The following is a 17,530-nucleotide window of genomic DNA, read 5'->3' as shown; positions in this document are numbered from 1 at the left end:
TAATAACGGGGACAATATTATCGAAAAAAAGTGAGTTAAACAAGTAAGCCATTCAACCCCGTTGGTTGGTTTTCACAAGACGTGCTGTATCGAAACCGCGGTCTTTCAATCGCCCAATGATGTCATCATAGACTACTCCCTCCATATAAGGAGTACGGCTCAAAATCCAGAGACTTCGCGACGTAGGCGTCGATACAGCCGCCCAGGAATAATCGTCGGCAAGATCAACAACCCAGTAGTCACCTTTGAAAAATCTGAAAAACTGTACCTTGAGCTTAGCATTTCCACTTTCCGGGACGGAATATGCTTTTGCCCTTACAGATTTCTCCCTTCCTTTTCGTTGACACGAGTTGCGAACATCGACGTACCCTTCCTTGTTGAGGGTGTACTCGGCCTTTGTTTTTATGCACCCCTTCTCTTCTTTCGGGGCAAAAGAAGCTATCTCATACCAGGTCCCGCAATATCTTACAACATCAACTGACGGCACTGTCGATGGTTCTCTGGAGGGAGTTTTTTTTCGGAAGATTTTCTTTAACATAGCGCAAAGTAATTGGTTAGGGTAACAAGATCATAAATCATTTTTTCCCACACAATCCCCGACTCATTTCACCTAGCCATTAATTGTTTATTTTTTATTGTCATGCAGACATGGCACTTTCAAAAACATTCGATGTAACTCCAATCTTTAAACGATAGTGCATGATTATTCGATCCGCAACCCTTGACGATATCGATCGCTGTATTGAACTCCTCATCTGTCTTTTTGATCAGGAAGCTGAATTTTCCCCGAACCCTGCACGTCAGAGAAAAGGACTGCTTATGATCATTCAAGATCCTTCCCGAGGAACCATTCTTGTTGCTGAAGACCCGAAAAGGGGGTTCATTGCAGGCATGACAGTCCTGCTTTATACCGTCAGTACCGCTCTCGGCAGGAAAGTCGCACTTCTCGAAGATCTTATCATTGACCCTGCGTATCGTTCACAAGGCATTGGAACACACCTGGTCACACATGCAATCCACCTTGCTGAAAACGAAGGATTCGCTCGCATCACCCTTTTAACGGATAAAGATAATGGAACAGCTCAGGATTTTTATCAAAAGCAAGGATTCACCAGATCCGGTATGGTTGTTTTCAGAAGAATAATTTCACCTCTGCGATGAACTTTTTACCCTTGAAACTATTTTAGATGAATATCTTTGGAAGATGATGATTCTGATTCATCGCCAACCCAGAAAAACAGATGTTCTTTTTGTTCCTTGTTTTCTTGTAATTCATAAACCAAAGGAGAAACAGCTATGGATAAATGGATATGTGAACCATGTGGTTATATTTACGACCCTGATTACGGAGATCCTGATAACGGCATAGAACCTGGAACCCCCTTTGAGGATATTCCCGATGATTGGGTATGTCCGGTTTGTGGTGTCGAAAAGAGCTTTTTCGTAAAAGAAGAAGAGTGATCGACCCTGTTTTTGCACTCTTTGCAAGGCGGCGTCATCATCGAAAAACGCCGCTTTTTTCTTCCCTCCCGTTCAACCGGTATTTCCGCCTATCCGGCTTTATGCTTCAACGTTGACAACCCTGCCGCAAAAAAGCCGTGCGAAAAATGCGGTTAATTTCACGATCTACAGTGAAATAACTATTTTGGGCTATATTTTCTGTTCTTTACTGCAAGCATCTCTACAGCCTATGCCATTCTTGATTATCCCTGCGCAGCATGCTTTTCATGGAGAAACCGCTTTTTATAGACCTGCCAGTAACTTTAAGTAGAAAAATCATGAAACAATGGCGCAAAAGAAATGACGCTCTTGGAACAGTCAACCGGGGTGATCCCTGTGAATCGGGGCTTTGCACACTCTGCACATCCGACTGCAAAGGCAAATGTGAAACCTGGCTCAGCTCACTTATGGGCAGAAAACTGCTTTATCCCCTACATTTCGGAGAGACAACCTCCGGCTCTGCTTCGGTAACTACCGAAGGTGCCGGATATCATGCCCTTAGAATTCAAGGCTATGCATACGGAGCCGAAGGTCTTCCGGAAGGGCTTTCCAATGATCCCGACGACTGCATTTTCCCAAACGTATCCATTGAAACCTCATTTGGAACCGAGACTGAAACCAAATGCCGCGTACCAATAATGACAGGTGCCTTGGGATCGACATTCATCGCAGCAAAATACTGGAACAGCTTTGCCGTTGGAGCGGCTATTTGTGGTTTTCCAATTGTGATCGGTGAAAATGTTGTCGGTGTTGACAGGAATTCGGTACTTAACAACGGTACCATCAGCTCAGCACCCGAACTGGAGCGTAGAATAGACATTTTCCAACGCTATTATGACGGCTACGGTGGTATTATCATACAAATGAACGTTGAGGACAGCCGAAACGGTGTTGCCCGCTACCTTGCCGAAAAATATTGCGATGATGTAATCATTGAACTGAAATGGGGACAGGGAGCAAAAGATATAGGTGGTGAAATACAAGTAAGCGATCTGCAATACGCGAGGTTTCTCAACGAGCGGGGCTATGTCGTCGACCCCGACCCATTCAACCAGCTCTCGGTAGCCTCGTTCGAGAATAAATCCCTGACTTCCTTTGCGAGGCATAGCCGCCTGGGAGCAACCGGTATATTATCTTCTGATGAATTGCGTGAGAGGTTCAGCGAAAGTGTTCGAGAATTACGGGAACTGGGCTTTAAACGTATCACCCTCAAAACCGGGGCTTATGGAATGGAAGCGCTTGCCCTGGCAATCAAATGTGCATCGGAAAACAACCTCGACCTGCTTACCGTGGACGGAGCAGGAGGAGGTACCGGCATGAGTCCATGGAACATGATGGAACAATGGGGAATCCCTTCATTGCAATTACACGCGAAAACGTGGGAATACTGCAATATCCTTGAGAAAAACGGCATAACCGTACCAGACATCTCTCTTGCAGGCGGGTTTGCTCGTGAAGATCATATTTTCAAAGCTCTTGCTCTCTGTTCTCCTTATGCAAAGCTAGCCTGTATGGGAAGAGCTCCCATGATTCCTGGCTTTCTCGGCAGCAACATTGAAGGCGTATTCAAACCTGACAAAAAAACCGAGCTTTTCGGCCAGTGGGAAGAACTGCCTGCGGCAGTGAGAGAAAACGGCACAAGCCCTGAAGAAATCTTCGCCGGATGGGAAGCCGTAAAAGCAAAAGTCGGCACCGAAGAGATGGATGCGATACCTTTTGGAGCGATTGCCCTTTACGGTTATGTTGATAAGCTTTCCTGCGGATTGCAGCAGTTCATGGCAGGAGCGAGAAAATTTTCGATTCCATCGATCCACCGTAGCGATATAATGGCTGCAAACCTTGAAACTGCGGAAGTAACCGGAATCCCTTACTTGACCGATGCCCAGAATGATCTGGCGAAAACCATACTTCTCAGCTGACATCCCATTACAACTTTCCGGGCCGGGCCTCTGGTCAAAGATTTCATGACAGGCCTTGCCCGGTTTCCCGGTGGTAACGGTTACCCGCGTTAGTTAGCCTGATCTGAAAGGTTTTTACTGCCGGCAATTCCTGCTGCCTTGAACGCCGGATAGAGACTTACCAACAGCGACACGGCAATGGTTGCCACGGAAACGACCACAAAATCGGAAGTCTGCATGCTGACCGGGTAGGCTTCGATGATAAAAGCACTTTTCGACGGAAGCTCGATCAATCCGAAAGTCTTTTGGACTGAGCAAATCACCCAGGCAACAGCTGCCCCGATCGCTGTTCCCGCAAACCCGATCATTCCTCCCTCCATGATGAAAATCATGATAAACTGAGGTTTCTCCAGCCCGAGACACCGCAAATAAAACAGCTCTTTACGCTTATCTATGGCCGTCATGGTAAGAGAGCCGGTCAGGCTCAGCGCAGCCACTACGATAACCAGCATCAACACACTGAAACTCACCCATTTCTCAATCTCCATCACCCCAAAAATATCCCGGTATTTTTCTTCTAAAGGCCGAATCACATAAGAGTCTTCCAAACCATTTTCCTGAACCCAGGAACGGAGATTACGTACAAGTGCTGCATGCGTCGCGCGGTCATCACTTCCTCTTACATCGATACCCGAGTAAAGGTTTTCTTCCTGAAGAAGAATCCTTCTCGCCATTTCTCTCGATGTCAATACGTAGTGATCATTGAAGATACGTTGCAGGGAAAAAACCGACTCGACCTGCACGACAGGAAATGTCAGGGCAGGAAGAAGATAGGGTTGAGAAAGTGACTGCAATCCGAGAGCTATAAGCTCCGGGCTGAAGATTTTTACTTCGGCAGCCGGAGCCAGTTTGGCCTTGTATGCCAGCACCTCTCCAACAGAAACCGTCTCTCTGCTAAAATAAGGCACTTCCCGGCCAGTCTGTTTCATCAAACGATCATGCGCATTCCGGGAAATTCCCTTCACCATGACAAGTTCACTGTTCTCTTTACCAGAAAGAATCGCGGAACCTTCTGCAAACGGTTCCGCCGATACAACACCCTCGATCCCGCCAATCTGTGCAAGAAGTGAATCGGGAACTTCCATATGCGTTCCTTCTGCCGGCAATACCTGTGCAGGACTTTCAACTGTAACGAAAAGATCCCAGGCAATTTGTTGAAAACCATTCAAGACACTCATGACGACAAGCAGAGTACTGACCCCGAGAATAATTCCCGTCAGACTGATTGCAGATATGATATTGATAACCCTGAACCGCTTTCTTGCGAAGCTGTAACGCAGTGCTATCCATAAACCCGGAGCGAAACGCATGAATACGTGTTGAATTATTTATTATGCATTGAATTTTTGGAAGTCTTTCATCAGCTTAACAGTGCTGTGCCCGGCTTCAAGGCAGCTGCCACCCTCGCTGGAATGAAGGCAAAAACAAGCGTCAACAGGCCGACAACACAAGAAACCATGAGGTAATCGAACAACTCTATCTGGATCGGAACATGTTTGATGAAATAATTCTTTTGAGGCAATGTTATAAGATGAAAATGAAGCTCGAACACCGAAAAGCCCAAAGCAAGCATGTTTCCTACAAGGATACCTATAAGGGCGATCAAAAATGCCTGGGCAAGAAATATTCCGCTGATTTTTCCCGGAACAAGTCCTAAAGCACTCAGCATGCCGATCTCTTTTGTCTTTTCAATGATCAACACGAGCAGTGTGGAAATAATATTGAAAACCGCCACCACCGTAATGGTTATGATCAGAAGCGGAGTGATGTTCCGCTGCAACTTCAACCACTCGAAAAGGTTGGCATAGCGCTCAAAAACCGTATAACCATAAAAAGGATAACCCAGTGCATCAACAGACTCGGTGGCTGTGGCATTCAGCCGTTCTATGTCTTTCACCATAACCTCGTAACCGCTAAGGAGTGCTTTTTCAGCATTGAAAAAACGCTGCATCGCTTCAAGATCTGCGATGACCATGTAATCATCAAATCCTTCGTTGAGTCCTGTTTCATAAATACCACTGACTGTAGCCAACTCGAGTTCCATTGAGGAAAGAAGATCGACAATATTGTCGCCAGCCTGAATCAGTTTTCCTGAAGTCCCTTTTGCAGTGCTGATTATCATGACTCTGCTGCCCGGAGACAGCCGAAGAGATTCAGCGAGGGGTTTTCCCACAAGGATATGCAAAGACGGCAACGTTTCATCGGGAAACCAGGCTCCGTCAACGATGTTCTTCTGCAGAAATGCCGGAGGATTTTCTCTTGAAACCCCCTTGAGCATGGCTGGTTTAATCAGTTCATTCTCTCCCTCCCTACTCTGGAGAATGATACTTTTTTCCATGAAAGGAGTAACGGAATCGATATTTTCGATGTTGTTCAGACGAAGCGTATCGGCAGGAAGAGGATAAAAAAGATTTCCCTGAGCCTGTCTGATCTGAAAATGTGAGCTGAAGCCGATCAGCTTGCTTTCAATCTGTGTTGAAAAACCCTTGACAATAGAAAGGGTAAGAATAAGCGCAGCAGTCCCCAACGCAATTCCCGCAACCGCTAAAAACACGATAAACGTCGGCTTCGATGATGAACGGGGCTTGAAAGCAAACCTTCGTGCAATGTATAACTCTGATTTCATACCTGGCATCTATCCTCTATTACCCAACCACTTTTATCACTCGCCCGCTTTTTTCTCTTCTCCTTTCTCTTGCTCACTCTCCCCTTCTTCTTCTATCTCAACCTCTCTGAAATGAACAACCTTGTTCCGCCCTGTCTGCTTAGCCCGATATAGTGCTTTATCCGCCTTATTTATAAGAGAATACCAATCAACCGCATCATCAGGGTAGGTGGCAATTCCCGCACTTATCGTCAATTGTCCACCAGGAACCGCTTTTTCATGATAAAACGGTTCTGCCGCTATTATCTCCCTTAACCGGTCAACGATGTCAATAGCCTTTCTGCTGTTCGTACGGGGAAACAAGATCGCAAACTCTTCCCCGCCAAATCGAGCAGGAATATCGGCTTCTCTGCACTCTTCACGAATGATTCTTGCCATTCGTTCCAGAACGATATCACCTGCGACATGACCATTTGCATCGTTGTATGCCTTGAAACGGTCGATATCGATCATTGTCATGGAAACCCTCTCATTATAGCGTTTCGCCCTCGCTACATCAACGATGAGATGATCCTTGAAATGGCGGTAATTGTATAAATTTGTTTTTTCATCTTTTATAAAAAGCTCGTCAAGCTTCTTGTTTTTCAGTTCTATATTCTGGCAAAACCTTACGATTGAATCCGTTATCTCGTTTACATCATTTGAGAACTCTTCAGGTCGTATATTTTTCTTTACCTCTTCAGCGGTATCATGAAAACTTTCCGGAAGCTCCTCGTTGAGCATTCGCAGTTTTTCCGCTAACTGATTGAGCGGCATGACCGTCTGTCGATAGTTGCTGACAATCACCCATCCTGCAGAAATAATGATAACCACAAGAACGGCAAGCACAATGAAAAAAAAGAGCTGAACCGTATCGTAAACTTTTCCACTTGAAAGTCTTACGTCAATAGCGGTTTTCAGAATAATATCATCGAGCTCAAGAATCATCAGGGAAATACGGTTCCCCGCCTCAACTCTTTTCATTTCGATATCGACAATCATTTTTTCCAGGACCAACTGGTTCGATTTCATCCAGGAAGCAAGATCATGCATACGATTTTTTTCGGCTCGAGCTTGAAAATTGATCGAACGGAACTGAAGCAGCTTGGTATTCCGGATAATGTTCTGCAAAACCTCGGGACGATCGTGCGTAACACTTAACTGCTGATCTATAAGCGTCAGGGTTGATCGAAAATCGAGAAGATCCTTGTAAATCATCTGTACCTCGTCGGCTCTTTTCTGCAGCTTCCCCTCATAAACAATGAAACCCGCTGTCCCGCCGAACAGCAAAATGGCAAAGAGCACCCCGGCATAGATCGTCGGCTTGAACGAGATAGGACGAAAAGATGTTTTAGCGGTTTCAGGCATGTAAGACATAGCTTACTTTTGGATACTCATAGCTGCTCGCGGTTGAATATCATGGTTCATTTAAGCTGGATGAGATATGCAGGATTTCTATAAGGAGCCAGAGAGCTGCTTACAAACCCTTTCTGCCCCTCTTTTGCCAACCAGGCACCGAAACCCGCGGCCAAAGCTCTTTCCTTTCGATACATATAATAAACAATAAAGCTAAGAGGATATTTTCCTTGATAGATCATGTCCTGCGAAGGCATTACCGGAGCATCCCCTTTCTTTTTGCAGAGAGGCACCACCCTGAATGCCGAAGAGACCTGCCCCGAACTTCTTCCCCCCTTCAGCCTTGACAAAGGCAGGATACCTATAGCACCTTTCTCTCCTGCAACAAGCTGCATGACTTCTTCGTCATTTTCTGCATGCCATGCAGTCAACGTGCTTTCAGTTGGAACCGCCATTGCAAGAAACTGTTCCTGCAGTCTGAGATCCTTATTGTTAAGATATGCCTTGATCTCCCCACCGTTATCCCAGTGGACTTTCCTTGCTGTGTAGATCTTCGCCAGATCCTCTACACAAAGAAATGGAACAGGATTGGCTTCGTTGACAATGCAAACAACCGCACTTCTGGCGACGGGTTCCAAACGATAGTTCATTTTTTTCCTTTCAAGAAGAGAGACTTCATATCCCCCCGGCTTGCCACTCCAAAGCATCGCCCCGATGTCTTCCTGCAGAAACCGGTTAAAAAGATCGGTAAAAAATCCAGTTTCAAGCACTATTGAAGCGTCGGGATAATAATGGCTGAAAACAGGAACAATATCTTCTGCAGTCACACTGAGAGCTTGTTCGACACCGACTCGAAGCAAACCGCTTTTTGCAGTTTCAGTCGTAACCGCACTACCAGGCCGGTTGCTCGCTATTCTGAAAATAGCGACTGCAGCGACACAGATGACAGCCAGCACCACAACAAAGACAAATCTCTTTTTGCCGAGCATACCAAAACCTCATATCTACGTTGTTCTGTTCATCATATTTGAGCAAAGATAGAGAAAAAACCACCTTCCTAAAACCTTGCAATCAACACAGAAATCGCTATTTTATCCATATTAATGAATATTAATTCACAGAAAGAATATATATTCAATATTATAATTCATTTTATTTCAATAAATTACCTCAAATTCATCCATTTTTACGGATAGTATCTCAAGCGATGAATAGGTTTTCAATGTAATAGTAAAATCATGAGAGGCTACAAAAAACCCACAGTATCGGTTATCGGTGCTTCAGGTTACTCGGGTGCAGAACTGACAAAAATTCTTCTCAGACACCCTTCGGTAAAACTTGAAAAACTCTACGCACATACTCAAGCTGGAAAGAAGGTTCAAGACGTTTACCCTTTTCTCGATACCGATGCTGTCTTTGAATCTTATGGAGGAGAAAAAGACACAGACATTTATTTTCTTGCCCTGCCTCACGGAGAGGCGTCCTCGATAGTTCCCAAACTCGCTGATGCGGGAAAGCTGGTAATTGACCTTTCGGGGGATTTCCGTCTGAAAAACCCGGAAGAGCACTTGAAATATTACCTGAAAAGCAAAGATCCCGATGCTGTTCTTACCTATGCAATGCCTGAGCTTTTCCATGACGAGATACAACAGGCCAAAGCAGTAAGCAATCCCGGATGCTATGCAACGAGCATCATCCTTGGAATTGCCCCGCTTGTTAAAAAGCCGTTGAACAGTGCACTGGTAAAAAGCATAAACTGTTCAGCCATATCCGGAATATCAGGTGCCGGCAGGTCGAGTAAAGTCGAGCTTTCTTTTTCGGAAATGAGCGGAAACATACGTGCATACAAGGTAGGCAAGCATCAGCATACCCCTGAAATTCTTCAAGCGCTCGATACGGATACCGTTGAACCACGTTTTGATTTTCTCTTTACTCCGATGATTGCCCCGCTTGTCAGAGGAATCTACGCGGTTTTGAATATTCAGCTTGATAAACATCTTCCGGTTTCACAAATTGAGAAGCATTTCAAGGAATTTTACCGCTCGGCTCCCTTTGTCCGGGTAAGACCAACCATGCCTGAAATACAACATGTGGCTTACACCAACTATTGCGACATCCATATTGCAGAAAGTACCGATAACGGTTCAGCGGTGATTGTCACGGCAATCGACAACCTGGTAAAGGGTGCTGCAGGACAGGCGGTACAAAACATGAACATTTTGCTCGGCTATGATGAAACTCTCGGATTACTCTAAAGGACACAAAGCTGTTTCAGCTATCAATGCACTTGCCACCGAAACAATCTGGCCTGAGCACACAACGCCTCTCAATACCAGGGATGCTGAAAAAAAGCAGTTCTGGCCAAAAGGTTTTTCTGCCGGCACAGCACATGCAGGAATCAAGCCGGCCAAAAAAGATCTTGTGATCATCAAGTCTGACGAACCTTCGTCGGCAGCAGCTGTTTTCACCAGAAACCTTTGCAGTGCCGCACCTGTAGTTGTATCGAAAGAGCACCTCGAGCAATCGGCTTCTTCGATACGTGCCATAATCTGCAACAGCGGCAATGCAAATGCCGCTACCGGAGAAAAAGGATTGACGGATGCCAGAACAACGGCAGAAAAAACAGCCCGAATCCTTGGCATATCATCTCAGGAAGTCCTTGTTTCGTCAACTGGTGTCATCGGCTCCTTCCTGCCGATGGAAAAGATAAACAGCGCGATCGACTCACTTTCAGCGGTTCTGTTCGAAGCTTCGTGTGCAAAAGCTGCCGAAGCAATCATGACAACCGACACCTTTCCGAAATATTTCGGGCTGGACATATCACTTTCAATCGGCACCGTTCGTCTCTCGGGCATAGCAAAAGGATCGGGAATGATCTGTCCCGACATGGCGACTATGCTCGCTTTTCTTGTGACCGATGCGAAAATAGAACAGAAGCTGCTTCAGGAAATGCTCTCGAAAGCGAATGAAAAAAGCTTCAACACCATTACGGTCGATGGTGACACAAGTACCAACGATATGGTAGCCTTGTTGTCAGGATCGTCTTCGAACACCAGGATTCTACCCGGCAGCCGCGACGCTCAAGTATTCTATGAGGCACTGGAGAGTCTCATGACGTTTCTCGCAAGACTGATCGTCATGGATGGCGAAGGCGCGACCAAACTGGTGAAGATCCGAGTGGAAGGAGCCGCAACCGATCTCGATGCTCAAAAAGCTGCACGAACCATTGCCAACTCCAGCCTGGTCAAAACCGCTCTTCATGGAGAAGATGCAAACTGGGGTAGGATCATCGCGGCTGCCGGAAGATCGGGTGCCGTCTTCAACCCGGAAAACGCCTCGATACAATTTGACGATCTTCTCATTCTCCAGCCGGGCTATGTTTCGGATTTCTCGGAAGAGAATGCAAAAAAAATTCTCAGCCGCAACAGCTATACGATTATCGTATCCCTGGGTGACGGAGCGGGCAGCGCTGTGGTCCACACCTGCGATTTAAGCAAGGAATATATAGAGATCAACGGCAGTTACAGAACATGAAAAACCTTTAATTCGGCAGGCGTTCAATGAAAGAATCTCTTGAAAATCTCACTCAATCCACCATTGGTCAGGTACTCATCGAAGCCCTGCCCTATATCCGGAAATTCGAGGATAAAACCTTTGTGATCAAGTATGGCGGTGCCGCCATGAAGGACGAGGTGCTCAAAGATGCCTTTGCGCAGAACATCACCCTTTTACGCAAAGTGGGTATCAACGTCGTTTTGGTTCACGGTGGGGGTGATGCAATTACCAAAACAGCGGAAAAGCTCGATGTGTCGACGCAATTCATCCATGGAAAAAGGGTCACCGACAAGGAAATGATCTCGATCGTGCAAATGACCCTTGCAGGAAAAGTCAACCAGGATATCGTCCGCCTCATCAGCGAACACGGAGCAAAAGCCGTTGGTGTAAGTGGTCTGGATGCAAATACAATCAAGGCCATCCCCTGTAAGGAAGCGGCATCACTCGGTCTTGTTGGTGAAATCATCCGAATAAACACCGGTTATCTCGACCTGCTTTGTCATGCCCGACTCATCCCGGTTATTGCACCAATCGGGTTCGACGATGAAGGCAACGTTTACAATATCAATGCAGACGATGCTGCCAGCGCAATCGCCATTGCGCTCAAGGCGGAAAAACTTATTTACGTCAGCGACGTTGCCGGGGTTTATCATGGCGAAACAATCCTGAAAAGCGTCTGCAAGGCAGAAGCCGCCGACCTTATCGAAGACGGAGTGATTTCAGGCGGTATGATACCTAAAGCACTTTCAGCGTACAAAACACTTGATGGAGGCGTCAAAAAAATTCATCTTATCGACGGCAGACTCATTCACTCTCTACTGCTGGAAATTTTTACCGACCAGGGTATAGGAACACAGTTCGTTACGGAAAGAGATTCAGACCTTTAACCACATTCATGGAGATATCTATTGGAAACTCATAGCGACAAAAGGGATTTTCTCGGCTTTTCCCATTTGGATGCCGGAAAAATCATAGAGCTCTTCGACTTTTCCCTGTTTATCAAAAAACAGCGCCAGGCAGCTTCTTCCTCCGAGTCCTACAAACCCTTATCAGGGAAAACAGTTGCCATGATATTCAACAAGCCATCACTCAGGACAAGGGTTTCATTTGAGATAGGCATACACGAGCTTGGCGGCTATGCTGTTAACCTTGAGGGAAAATCAATAGGAGTCAACTCACGCGAAGCTGTCGAAGACATTGCCCAGCTTCTTTCACGTTACAATGATGCAATTGTCACGAGGCTTCACGAACACAGCGTAATCGAGTCGCTTGCCGAAAACGCCACAATACCTGTCATCAACGCACTTACCGACCTTTCTCATCCTTGTCAGATCCTTGCCGATGCCTTTACACTCTATGAAAAAGGATTGTGGAACGACAATATCAAGGTGGTCTTCGTCGGTGACGGCAACAACGTAGCGAATTCCTGGATAGAACTTGCCGGGCGGCTTCCCTTCCATTTCGTTCTTGCATGTCCTGAAGAGGAGGAGCATCAACCTGATGCCTTCATTCTTGAAACAGCAAGAAAAAACAGTGCGAGCACCATAGAGATCATTCATGACCCAATGAAAGCGGCGCGAGACGCTGACGTTCTTTATACCGATGTCTGGACCAGTATGGGCCAGGAAGATGAAACCGAAAAACGGCTTGAAACCTTCAGTAAATACCAGATAAACTCCGAGCTACTCGGCGTTGCGAAACCTTCTGCAGTGGTCATGCACTGCATGCCGGCTCATCGTGGCCAGGAAATAGCCGCGGAAGTAATGGATGGCCCACAATCCATTATCATGGACGAGGCAGAAAATCGCCTTCATGTCCAGAAAGCGGTTCTCGTTAAACTTCTCAACCATGAAGAGTATCGAAGGTTTCATTTGACCCACAGGCTTCAGAACGTTGCAAGCAAACTCACCTCCTGATCCCGGAAAAGCCATGGGAAAACAGAACCGGCAACGAAAAATCAAGGAGCTCCTTCAGAACAATGAGGTAGGGAATCAACATGAGCTCCTGCAACTGCTGCTGAACGCTGGCATCGATATCGCTCAGGCAACATTGTCGAGAGACTGTTCTGAGCTTGGTGTCATTCGTTCGAGGACAACGAAAGGGTACCGTCTCGTGTTCCCCGAAGACACTCCCGGACAGATGATCAAAGGCCTCGTGGAAATGGAAATACAGACCATCGATGCCAATGAAACAACGATAGTCATCAAGACACTTCCCGGTAGAGCACATGGTGTCGGTTCTTTCATCGATCACTTCAAGCATCCGAAAATTCTGGGAACACTCGCAGGAGACGATACGGTTCTTGTCGTCCCGGCGTCCGTTAACGATATACGCTCAATCCTTGAGTATATTCAATCCAATCTTTTTAAAACCTGATCAAAGAGCATATGAAAAAGGAAAAAATTGCTATCGCCTATTCAGGCGGACTCGACACCTCCGTTATGATAAAGTGGCTGAAAGATAAATACGACGCCGATATCGTTGCCGTTACCGGTAATCTCGGACAACAGAAAGAGATCGAAAATCTCGAAGAAAAGGCCATCGCTACAGGAGCCTCGAGCTTTTCTTTTTTAGATCTCCAAAAGCCGTTCGTCGAAGAATACATCTGGCCCGCACTCAAAGCTGGAGCCCTCTATGAAGATGTGTATCCACTTGCAACGGCTCTTGGACGTCCACTGCTTGCCAAAGCCCTTGTAGACGTAGCACTTTCCGAAAACTGCACCATGCTTGCGCACGGCTGTACCGGAAAAGGAAACGACCAGGTTCGATTCGAAGTCACCTTCGCCTCTCTTGCGCCACACCTCAAGGTGCTCGCCCCTCTTCGTGAATGGGAGTTCACATCAAGGGAAGCGGAAATCGCCTATGCGGAGGAACACAATATCCCGGTATCGGCAACAAAGAAGAGCCCTTACTCCATCGATGAAAATATATGGGGGATAAGTATCGAATGCGGCGTCCTCGAAGACCCTATGGTCGCTCCACCTGAAGATGCCTATCAGATCACGACATCCCCTGAAAAAGCACCGGACAAGGCTGCGGTCATCGATATCGAATTCGAACAGGGTGTTCCCGTTGCGCTCGACGGGAAAAAAATGGAAGGTCTCGATCTCATCCTGGAACTCAACAAGATTGGTGCTGCACATGGAATCGGTCGTCTCGACATGGTTGAAAACCGCGTAGTGGGAATCAAATCGCGGGAAATATACGAAGCTCCAGCAGCAACCATCCTGCATTTCGCTCACCGCGAGCTCGAAAGGCTGACGCAGGAAAAATCCGTCTTTCAATACAAGAAAAACATCGGTCAGGATTATGCCAACCTGATCTACAACGGAACATGGTTCTCTCCAATGCGAGAAGCCCTGGATGGATTTGTCGAAGCAACCCAGAAAAACGTCACCGGCCTGGTGCGCGTCAAATTGTTCAAAGGCTCGGTCACACTGCTCGGCAGAACCTCACCATGGTCACTTTACAACGAAGAGCTTGCAACCTATACCGAAGCCGACACATTCAATCACAAGGCTGCAGAAGGATTCATTCATCTTTACGGCCTTAGCCTGAAAACCTACAGTGAGGTTCAAGCGAAAAACAGATCTTGAAACAAGCAATCAAGAACACAAAAAACCGACCACTACGACGACTCTCACTACCCCGGTCTTTCTTCGGCCGGGGTTTTTGTCGCCCCTGATTGCTTTTCATTCTGAGGAACAGTAACTTTAACTATCTCTCTTTCAAATAGTTCCGCCCTCTTTACCAATCCGTATCCCAGGAGGTTTTACATGAAAAAGACCATTGTAGCCGCATCGTCGTTCGTGCTCTTGTTGCTGCTCCAGTCTGTCAGTTGGGCATCAGCCAACCAATTCACCGGCACATGGATCAATTCGGACACGAACACCCGTGGAATCACCAAACTCGAAATAATGCAACAGGGCTCCGCTCTCAGAATGCATGCCTGGGGCAAATGTCAACCTGACGATTGCGACTGGGGCGAAGTCGCTGCCGCAATTTACGCCTCCAGCACTTCGGGCAACATGATACAGACAGGTAAAGTCATGTCGGCAATTTACACAACCGGCTCCAACCAGACCCTCATTGTCGTCAAACCTGCCGGCAAAAACCGTCTCAAAGCAGAAACGTTTACCCGTTTCACCGACGGCAGCAACCGTTCCAACTACACCAACACTTACACGTTCAAGAGGATGCTCCAGCTCATGCCTCTGCCTATCCCCACACTGCCAGTTCCTGTAATTCAGGAAGATTGCATCTCCTTCAACCCACAGACAGCAACGGTCAAAAAAATCAATGGCAGCTGGAAAATTGTCGACGGTAATCACTGGATGTTCGACTTCGGCAATAAGAAAAACGAAGCCTATAGGTCGCTTAAAATCATCAAGCACTACGGGATGAACCAGTCGTGCTTTGTCGGTCGACCTGACCCGAGCTTCCAGTATATGCTGGTTTCAGGACAAGCTCCACAAGGCGGAATCCCCGGTGAAGATTGTATAGGTTTCAATCCCGATACCATAGAGGTGAAAAACATCAATGGACGCTGGAAAATTGTCGACGATAATCATTGGATGTTCGACTTCGGCAATAAGAAAGCAGAAGCGGAAAAAGCCTTTGCCATCATTAAAAAATACGGTTTCAACCGCACATGCTATGTCGGAAGACCTAATGCAAGTTTCCAGTACCTGAGAAAATAACAGCCTGCATTATCACATAAGGGCACCTCTATAAATTGTCGCGAGCGCCTTGAGTACGAGGCGAACGGAGCGCAAAAACCGGAGTGTACACAAGCTACATGAGGATTTTGAGCACCGATCAACGAAGTAATCATGATGTGCAGCAAATTAATAGAGGTGCCCATAAGCAAAGCTTTCCGGTCTCTTCGTAAGGACCGGAAGGCTTTTTTTCTTCTTCATTTACCAGCTCATTCACTCACCCCCCTTTGATCATGAGTCAACTGCTTCCCCGTATAACTTGTTTGTTTTTTTGTATTATACTTTATTATTTAAAGTACTTTACCATCAAAAACCAATAAAGCCCCAACTTTTTGGACGGAACAATATTTCTTATCTTCCGCCTTATATACTTAACCAACTTGATCTTAAAACCGATGAGCACGAAAAAAGGCAGCGAAAAAGAACTCTTATGGCAAAGCAGATTCAGCGAACCTTTCGACCGGGAAGCCCTTCTTTTCTCATCCTCCGTCGATGTGGATAAAGCGTTGTATCAGGAAGATATCAAGGGTTCCATCGCTCATGTAACAATGCTTTCGGAAGAAGCTATACTACCTGTTGAAGAAGCGAGATTGATTATCGAGGGACTTGAAGAAATCGAGCAGGAAATCAGTTCAGGCGCACTTGTGCCCGACTGGGAAGATGAAGATATCCATACGGTTATCGAAAACCGCTTGAAGGAAAAAATCGGACCGATAGCAGGTAAAATGCATTCGGGAAGAAGCCGCAACGATCAGGTAGCAACCGATACGAGGCTGTACTTGAAACGTACCATAGATGAACTTCGCTCGGCACTCGACGCACTGAAAAGCCTGCTTCTTGAAAAAGCCGAAACCTACCGCCACACGATCATTTTCGGCTATACCCATCTGCAACGAGCTCAGCCGATATCCGCGGGGCATTACTACCTCTCATACTTCAACATGTTTCTTCGAGACAACCAACGGCTTGACGACCTCTTTAAACGTGTTGATATTTCCCCGCTTGGAGCCGCCGCATTCGCCGGAAGCACACTGCAGCTCAATGCACAAAGAAGCATGGAACTGCTTGATTTCAGCACACTGTTCGAGAACAGTATAGACGCTGTCAGCGACAGGGACATCATCATCGAGTTCATCTCGGCCTGTTCCATTATCATGATGCACCTTTCGAGATTCTGTGAGGACCTCATACTTTGGAGCAGTTCGGAGTTCAACTACCTCGAAATCAGTGACGCTTTCGCGACCGGCTCCTCGATCATGCCCCAGAAAAAAAACGCAGATATTGCCGAGTTGGTCAGAGGGAAAACAGGTAGGGTGTACGGCGACCTGATAAACATCCTGACCATCATGAAAGGACTTCCCCTCTCCTATAACCGAGATATGCAGGAGGACAAACCACCACTGTTCGATGCTGCGAAATCGACAATTTCAAGCGTAAGAATTTTTTCAAAAATGCTGGCTCATACCAAGCTGAACGAAGAAAGACTCACAAAACTCACAGCCGAAGACCTCAGCCTTTCAACGGAAATCGCCGAATATCTTGTAAGAAAGAATCTGCCCTTCCGCGATGCACACAGGATAACGGGGAAAATCGTCAGCCATGCAATTGAATCGGCGACATCTTTACCGAATATCCCTCTTGAAACTTACCGGAGCTTTTCCGAGCTGTTCGATAGTGACCTCTATGATGCGCTTCAACCTGAAGCGAGCGTCAACACGAAACAATCACATGGAAGCACCTCTTTTTCATCTGTAGACGAGCAGATAAAAAATGCCAGGAAAAAACTGAACAGGTAAAAC

At 46.5% G+C, this 17,530-nt stretch carries 16 protein-coding genes; 11 read left to right on the top strand and 5 right to left on the bottom strand.

Annotated elements, in window-relative coordinates; translation table 11 throughout:
- Positions 1-52 precede the first annotated feature (52 nt).
- Complete coding sequence (locus CR164_RS00535) at positions 53-538, bottom strand: lipocalin family protein (protein ID WP_110021967.1); 486 nt, start codon at positions 536-538, stop codon at positions 53-55.
- Positions 539-699: 161 nt separating this feature from the next.
- Here CR164_RS00535 and CR164_RS00530 point away from each other — a divergent pair, with 161 nt between their 5' ends.
- The 3 genes from CR164_RS00530 (at position 700) to CR164_RS00520 (ending at position 3,419) form a co-directional block, all read left to right on the top strand.
- Positions 700-1,161, top strand: a complete 462-nt coding sequence (locus tag CR164_RS00530) for a GNAT family N-acetyltransferase (RefSeq protein WP_110021966.1) — start codon at positions 700-702, stop codon at positions 1,159-1,161.
- A 135-nt stretch (positions 1,162-1,296) separates the two neighbouring features.
- Positions 1,297-1,461: a rubredoxin gene (gene rd / locus CR164_RS00525; protein ID WP_110021965.1), complete on the top strand. Its 165-nt coding sequence runs from the start codon at positions 1,297-1,299 to the stop codon at positions 1,459-1,461.
- Positions 1,462-1,778: 317 nt separating this feature from the next.
- Positions 1,779-3,419: a glutamate synthase-related protein gene (locus CR164_RS00520; protein WP_110021964.1), complete on the top strand. Its 1,641-nt coding sequence runs from the start codon at positions 1,779-1,781 to the stop codon at positions 3,417-3,419.
- Between the two features lie 89 nt (positions 3,420-3,508).
- Here the strand turns inward: CR164_RS00520 and CR164_RS00515 are convergent, their stop codons facing one another.
- From CR164_RS00515 to CR164_RS00500, 4 genes are read right to left on the bottom strand one after another with little or no spacing between them, the layout of a single operon-like run.
- A complete protein-coding gene (locus CR164_RS00515; RefSeq protein ID WP_110021963.1) occupies positions 3,509-4,768 on the bottom strand; it encodes an FtsX-like permease family protein in 1,260 nt (419 codons plus the stop codon).
- Between the two features lie 50 nt (positions 4,769-4,818).
- Entirely contained in the window at positions 4,819-6,084 is a 1,266-nt protein-coding gene (locus CR164_RS00510; RefSeq protein ID WP_110022279.1) for an ABC transporter permease, read from the bottom strand.
- Between the two features lie 36 nt (positions 6,085-6,120).
- Complete coding sequence (locus CR164_RS00505) at positions 6,121-7,470, bottom strand: GGDEF domain-containing protein (protein WP_110022278.1); 1,350 nt, start codon at positions 7,468-7,470, stop codon at positions 6,121-6,123.
- A 56-nt stretch (positions 7,471-7,526) separates the two neighbouring features.
- Positions 7,527-8,447: a PstS family phosphate ABC transporter substrate-binding protein gene (locus CR164_RS00500; RefSeq protein WP_110021962.1), complete on the bottom strand. Its 921-nt coding sequence runs from the start codon at positions 8,445-8,447 to the stop codon at positions 7,527-7,529.
- 249 nt (positions 8,448-8,696) lie between these two features.
- On the opposite strand from CR164_RS00500, the gene argC reads away from it, so the two are divergent.
- The 8 genes from argC to argH all read left to right on the top strand — a co-directional run bounded on the left by argC (position 8,697) and on the right by argH (position 17,527).
- Entirely contained in the window at positions 8,697-9,713 is a 1,017-nt protein-coding gene (gene argC / locus CR164_RS00495; protein ID WP_110021961.1) for an N-acetyl-gamma-glutamyl-phosphate reductase, read from the top strand.
- Positions 9,691-10,992, top strand: a complete 1,302-nt coding sequence (gene argJ, locus CR164_RS00490; RefSeq protein WP_110022277.1) for a bifunctional glutamate N-acetyltransferase/amino-acid acetyltransferase ArgJ — start codon at positions 9,691-9,693, stop codon at positions 10,990-10,992. Before argC ends, argJ begins: the two co-directional genes overlap by 23 nt.
- A 26-nt stretch (positions 10,993-11,018) precedes the next feature.
- Positions 11,019-11,900 carry an acetylglutamate kinase gene (gene argB, locus CR164_RS00485; RefSeq protein ID WP_110021960.1) on the top strand — a complete coding sequence of 294 codons (882 nt, stop codon included), beginning with the start codon at positions 11,019-11,021 and terminating at the stop codon, positions 11,898-11,900.
- A 21-nt stretch (positions 11,901-11,921) separates the two neighbouring features.
- Entirely contained in the window at positions 11,922-12,929 is a 1,008-nt protein-coding gene (argF, locus tag CR164_RS00480) for an ornithine carbamoyltransferase (RefSeq protein WP_110021959.1), read from the top strand.
- 13 nt (positions 12,930-12,942) lie between these two features.
- On the top strand, positions 12,943-13,389 hold the full coding sequence (locus CR164_RS00475) for an arginine repressor (RefSeq protein ID WP_110021958.1): 447 nt from the start codon (positions 12,943-12,945) through the stop codon (positions 13,387-13,389).
- 11 nt (positions 13,390-13,400) lie between these two features.
- Positions 13,401-14,609, top strand: a complete 1,209-nt coding sequence (locus tag CR164_RS00470; protein WP_110021957.1) for an argininosuccinate synthase — start codon at positions 13,401-13,403, stop codon at positions 14,607-14,609.
- 180 nt (positions 14,610-14,789) lie between these two features.
- The gene (locus tag CR164_RS00465; protein WP_110021956.1) at positions 14,790-15,713 is read left to right on the top strand and encodes a hypothetical protein; all 924 of its coding nucleotides are present in this window, start codon (positions 14,790-14,792) and stop codon (positions 15,711-15,713) included.
- Between the two features lie 413 nt (positions 15,714-16,126).
- Complete coding sequence (gene argH, locus CR164_RS00460) at positions 16,127-17,527, top strand: argininosuccinate lyase (protein WP_110021955.1); 1,401 nt, start codon at positions 16,127-16,129, stop codon at positions 17,525-17,527.
- The last annotated feature ends 3 nt before the right edge of the window (positions 17,528-17,530 follow it).

The sequence above is a fragment of the Prosthecochloris marina genome, assembly GCF_003182595.1.
GTDB classification, from domain to species: Bacteria; Bacteroidota; Chlorobiia; order Chlorobiales; family Chlorobiaceae; genus Prosthecochloris; species Prosthecochloris marina.
This window is presented reverse-complemented; position numbering and strand designations above follow the sequence as displayed.

Coding starts and splice junctions, on each gene's coding strand:
- CR164_RS00535 (WP_110021967.1), bottom strand. CDS start 538: ATGTTAAAGAAAATCTTCCGAAAAAAAACTCCCTCCAGAGAACCATCG.
- CR164_RS00510 (WP_110022279.1), bottom strand. CDS start 6,084: ATGAAATCAGAGTTATACATTGCACGAAGGTTTGCTTTCAAGCCCCGT.
- argJ (WP_110022277.1), top strand. CDS start 9,691: ATGAAACTCTCGGATTACTCTAAAGGACACAAAGCTGTTTCAGCTATC.
- CR164_RS00465 (WP_110021956.1), top strand. CDS start 14,790: ATGAAAAAGACCATTGTAGCCGCATCGTCGTTCGTGCTCTTGTTGCTG.
- CR164_RS00515 (WP_110021963.1), bottom strand. CDS start 4,768: ATGCGTTTCGCTCCGGGTTTATGGATAGCACTGCGTTACAGCTTCGCA.
- CR164_RS00520 (WP_110021964.1), top strand. CDS start 1,779: ATGAAACAATGGCGCAAAAGAAATGACGCTCTTGGAACAGTCAACCGG.
- CR164_RS00470 (WP_110021957.1), top strand. CDS start 13,401: ATGAAAAAGGAAAAAATTGCTATCGCCTATTCAGGCGGACTCGACACC.
- CR164_RS00475 (WP_110021958.1), top strand. CDS start 12,943: ATGGGAAAACAGAACCGGCAACGAAAAATCAAGGAGCTCCTTCAGAAC.
- CR164_RS00500 (WP_110021962.1), bottom strand. CDS start 8,447: ATGCTCGGCAAAAAGAGATTTGTCTTTGTTGTGGTGCTGGCTGTCATC.
- CR164_RS00505 (WP_110022278.1), bottom strand. CDS start 7,470: ATGCCTGAAACCGCTAAAACATCTTTTCGTCCTATCTCGTTCAAGCCG.
- argH (WP_110021955.1), top strand. CDS start 16,127: ATGAGCACGAAAAAAGGCAGCGAAAAAGAACTCTTATGGCAAAGCAGA.
- argB (WP_110021960.1), top strand. CDS start 11,019: ATGAAAGAATCTCTTGAAAATCTCACTCAATCCACCATTGGTCAGGTA.
- rd (WP_110021965.1), top strand. CDS start 1,297: ATGGATAAATGGATATGTGAACCATGTGGTTATATTTACGACCCTGAT.
- CR164_RS00530 (WP_110021966.1), top strand. CDS start 700: ATGATTATTCGATCCGCAACCCTTGACGATATCGATCGCTGTATTGAA.
- argC (WP_110021961.1), top strand. CDS start 8,697: ATGAGAGGCTACAAAAAACCCACAGTATCGGTTATCGGTGCTTCAGGT.